This is a genomic window from Corynebacterium sp. KPL2838, from assembly GCF_040225455.1.
GTDB lineage: Bacteria > Actinomycetota > Actinomycetes > Mycobacteriales > Mycobacteriaceae > Corynebacterium > Corynebacterium rhinophilum.
Genome location: NZ_JBEHFT010000065.1, coordinates 1 through 3732 on the forward strand (window position 1 = coordinate 1; position 3732 = coordinate 3732).

Below are 3732 nucleotides of genomic sequence, written 5' to 3' on the forward strand. Positions count from 1 at the left end.
TTGACCCTTAACCCCTACTTAACCCCCGTAATTCCTTTGTATGGCTGGAAGAAGATCGAGTAGCGTTACAAGGCGTATTGAACCAGCGGAGGACATCGATGATGCCCCTGCGCCAGCACACGTAGTTGTGCCTGCCGGGGTATTCGCGGGCGTGTGAACGGCTGCCTAGCGGGTGCGAAGTGTGCCAGCGAATTCGTGATTTCCCTCCTACAGGAAAGGCTCGAGAGAACCAACTTCATGGAAAACCCGCACGCGTGGGTTGATGTCCTCGTTTTGCCAGGCACGCAGCTCAGCTATTTCATGATCAGGCCACCACAAGGCTGCCGATTGCACGATAGCGTGCGATACAACAGCATTGACGGCTCACCGAGAGTACTAAACCACGGAACCTGATGAGCGGGGTAGGCATGTCGCGCACGGAGCGCGGTGGACGCGCAGTGTGACGCAGTGTCGCACGGCTGCTCGTACCGTGAATCTCGCAGTATCGGGATGATATGGCCAGCGTTGCCGGGATGGCGCATCAATGTTCTAAAAGTTAGTTCTTGGTGTCCGGCCACTACACACAGAACTCCTTGCAGTTTTCGCGTCCTGCTGCGATGAACTGCAAGGAGCAGAGGAGCTATAAGGAGTGTAAAAAGGGAAGCTCCTAGAACTTGGAGGAACCCTCTGCGATGGGGTTCACGATGACATCCATACCGGGGAGCCAGTCGGCGCCTATAGAGGAGCCACCCTCAGCAGAACCCGTCACCGGGGTGCACGGCACCTCGACGTTGCGACCGAGCTCATTAGCGGTCAGTGCAATTGCGCGCGGAGAGTACGTGATGCCCAGGTGCTCGGAGGCATCCAGCGAGCACTCGTCCTGCAGTACATGGTTGGTAGCTGCCGGGGAAGTGAACTGGCTCGCGGCCAGCGGGGTCACGGCCTCATCGAAGCGGGTGGAGATGGAGACGTAGCGCACGCCGGGAACCTCAAGCCCGCCCTCGTTGAGCTTCGCCATGTAGTCGCTGTGCTGCAGCAACTGGCGGGTGCTGGGGCTTACGGCCAGGGTGATGAGGTTATCGCCGAGACCATTTAGGGCGTTGAGTTTCTCCAGAGCGTAGGAAACTCCCAGCAGGGAGGTGCCGTGCAGTACGCCGGCGATGGATACGATGGTGCCGATGCCCTGTCCCTGCTCCTGCTTGGAGTAAGCGGTGGCGATGGTGGCACCAGCGGAGTGTCCCACGAGGTCGACCTCGGTGGCACCGGTCTGTGCTTTTAGGCGATTGATGTAGTCGGTGAACTGCGCAACGGAGGTCTCGAAGGGAGCCATGGCGCGGGTGATGGGCACGCTACCGATGAGAGAGCTTCCATCCGGGGTGGGGGTGCCCGGCATCTTGCCCACGTTGAAGGCGTACACGCACTTGCCAAGCTCAGCCAGTTTCGAGGACATGCCCGCGTAGGTCTGGTAGGCATTTGAGTTCATGCCGTGCAGGAGCACGACGGGATTCTCGCCGGGGGCGGGTGTGCAGGCGATATTGGCGCTCGGGGGCGTGATATTCTCTGTAATGCCCTGTTTGGCTATGGCATGGATGATGTCCTTGGCGTAGGGGCCGTGCGGTCCCATGTCCGTCCAGGGGAGGACGGGGCTTTCGGAAGCCGCCGGAGCGGGCTTGCTGGAGGGGGCGGCGTTGGCGGTCGAGATGGTCGCGGCAGAGGCCGTGAGGCTGACGGCGGCAAGGAATGTGGCGGTGGTACGCAGAATGGAACGGCGCATGAGAATCCTTTTCTACAACAATAGTGCCGCGTATCTCGCGGCAATGGGATTGACTGGACAAAGTCTCATATTACCCAATGTGTGGCGTGGGTAACAGCATCGGTCAATATGGTAAAAATCATATGGCTCCATCGGCGGAGATAATGCGTTTTATGTATGGTTCTTCGGGCTTTATTTAGTTCTTTGTTAAAAGAAAACACCTCATATGGGTGGTATCGTTCGTATTAACGACTAATCGGCAGAGGCTCGAGGGCTGAGTGGTACCACCGAGGAGGTGCCCGTTACCGGATCGGGTACTACCCGGCACCGTAGGTCAAAGACATCCTCCATGAGTTCGGTGGTGAGTAATTCTTGGGGGAGCCTGCAGTCACAATTTTCCCTGCCGCATGATCACGAGGCGGTTTGGCACAGCGCGCCGCCTGATTAAGTTCGTTTAGCACCGTCACGATCGTTTTCCCTGCTCATGGAGGGTGCGTAGCAGCTCCATGAGTTCGTACTGATGCGAGATATCCAGGAATGTCGTGGGATCATCGAGCAGTATGATGGGAGTTTTCTGCGCGAGTATCATGGCGCTCTATACGCGTTGGCGCTGCCCACCGGAAAGCTCCTCGACGAGCCGCTCAGAAATCTCCAGGGTGCGGGTGGCGGCTAGCGCCTCGTAGACGGCCTTCTCACCGCTGTCGCGCCATTGATAGTAAAGGCTCTGGTACGGGGCGCGCCCGCGTGCCACGAGATCGGCCACGGTAATGCCATCGGGCACAAAAGGCGTTTGTGGGAGTAGGCCCAATTCCCGCGCAACCTGTTTTGGTGCCCAGGAATGCACTTCTTTTTCCATTGAGGGTAATGCTGCCTGCGGTGGGCGTTAAGACGGTCAAGTCCGGCAGACCGTTAGTTATTAACATAAGTGTTCGGAGTTGGGTGTCAATCGAGCTGAGCGTGCCCGGTTAATTGGCTGCGATAGCGATGATTCCTTTACGTAGCTTTTCACCCACTGCCTGTGGGTGGGTTGTGGGGCACGGGAGCGTACCGCGATGGCGTCAGCGCCTCCGGTGTCAAAGGCGCTGAGAATTTGATAGGTGCGCTGGCGGGAGATTCCAAAACGCTGGGCGACTTTTGAGGGGCTTCGGCTCTCTTTACGGACTGCGTTGACGATTCCGAGATTGCGGTTAGGACTATTCATAGCGTCACACATGTCGCGACTGATCTGTAACCTACGGCAAACGCTTACCTGGGAACGGACCGTAACAATAAGTTATAAATTTGGAAGCACAGGGTTCCCATTAGGATTTGCCTGTGTGCGGCTCCTCCCCTAGTTTTTCACTAGCTTTTTAATAGCATGCATAGCCTCCGCTAGCTTCTCCTTAGCCACCTCGCCGTCCTCGGCCGCCGCACCGGCCACACAATGCTCTATGTGGTCCTCTAAGAGCGCCAGAGAGACATTCTCTAGCGCAGATGTCACCGCAGAGATTTGGGTGATGATATCGATGCAGTATTGGTCCTCTTCGACCATGCGGTGAATCCCGCGCGTCTGTCCCTCGATGCGTTTCAGGCGCGCTAGATAACGCGCTTTGCTCTTACTATCGGCGTTGTATCCGTGTACATCCGGCTCGTGGCAGGAACAGGTTTTCTGCTGCTCAGACATGGTAAAAACTCCTTCTGGGGGCGCGATTTTGTTTCTTGGTGATGTCTCCAGTATATTTCTAGAAGTCGCCAAGAAGCGACTGGCCCCCATCGTCTAGCGGCCTAGGACACTGCCCTTTCACGGCAGCGGCACGGGTTCGAATCCCGTTGGGGGTACCAACACATCTGTGTTGGTGTTAAAAGTTCAATTTGGCCTTGTGGCGCAGTTGGTTAGCGCGCCGCCCTGTCACGGCGGAGGTCGCGGGTTCAAGTCCCGTCAAGGTCGCACTTTGAGCAGTACACGCTTCGGCGGTACTGCTTTTTCTTTTACGCAGGCTGCTTGTTGAGGGTTAAGGGTC

At 57.1% G+C, this 3732-nt stretch carries 3 protein-coding genes, 2 tRNA genes and 1 pseudogene; 2 read left to right on the forward strand and 4 right to left on the reverse strand.

The features are described from left to right. Nucleotides 1–646: 646 nt before the first annotated feature. From ABRP98_RS11555 to ABRP98_RS11570, 4 genes and pseudogenes are all read right to left on the reverse strand, one after another. Nucleotides 647–1753, reverse strand: a complete 1107-nt coding sequence (locus ABRP98_RS11555) for an esterase/lipase family protein (protein WP_284852658.1) — start codon at nt 1751–1753, stop codon at nt 647–649. A gap of 574 nt (nt 1754–2327) precedes the next feature. After that, on the reverse strand, nt 2328–2588 hold the full coding sequence (locus ABRP98_RS11835; RefSeq protein ID WP_410757235.1) for an ATP-binding cassette domain-containing protein: 261 nt from the start codon (nt 2586–2588) through the stop codon (nt 2328–2330). A gap of 127 nt (nt 2589–2715) precedes the next feature. Further along, a pseudogene (locus ABRP98_RS11565) lies at nt 2716–2933 on the reverse strand (helix-turn-helix domain-containing protein); the annotation flags it as partial. Between the two features lie 129 nt (nt 2934–3062). Then, nucleotides 3063–3395: a metal-sensitive transcriptional regulator gene (locus ABRP98_RS11570; RefSeq protein ID WP_284852657.1), complete on the reverse strand. Its 333-nt coding sequence runs from the start codon at nt 3393–3395 to the stop codon at nt 3063–3065. Between the two features lie 82 nt (nt 3396–3477). Between ABRP98_RS11570 and ABRP98_RS11575 the strand changes: the two genes are divergently transcribed. Both ABRP98_RS11575 and ABRP98_RS11580 read left to right on the forward strand, forming a co-directional pair. Further along, nucleotides 3478–3553, forward strand: a tRNA-Glu gene (locus ABRP98_RS11575). 32 nt (nt 3554–3585) lie between these two features. Continuing rightward, nucleotides 3586–3659: transfer RNA gene (locus ABRP98_RS11580), tRNA-Asp, on the forward strand. The last annotated feature ends 73 nt before the right edge of the window (nt 3660–3732 follow it).

Bases quoted from the DNA above. Each gene is read 5' to 3' on its own strand.
- ABRP98_RS11555 (WP_284852658.1), bottom strand. From the start codon at position 1,753: ATGCGCCGTTCCATTCTGCGTACCACCGCCACATTCCTTGCCGCCGTC.
- ABRP98_RS11835 (WP_410757235.1), bottom strand. From the start codon at position 2,588: ATGGAAAAAGAAGTGCATTCCTGGGCACCAAAACAGGTTGCGCGGGAA.
- ABRP98_RS11570 (WP_284852657.1), bottom strand. From the start codon at position 3,395: ATGTCTGAGCAGCAGAAAACCTGTTCCTGCCACGAGCCGGATGTACAC.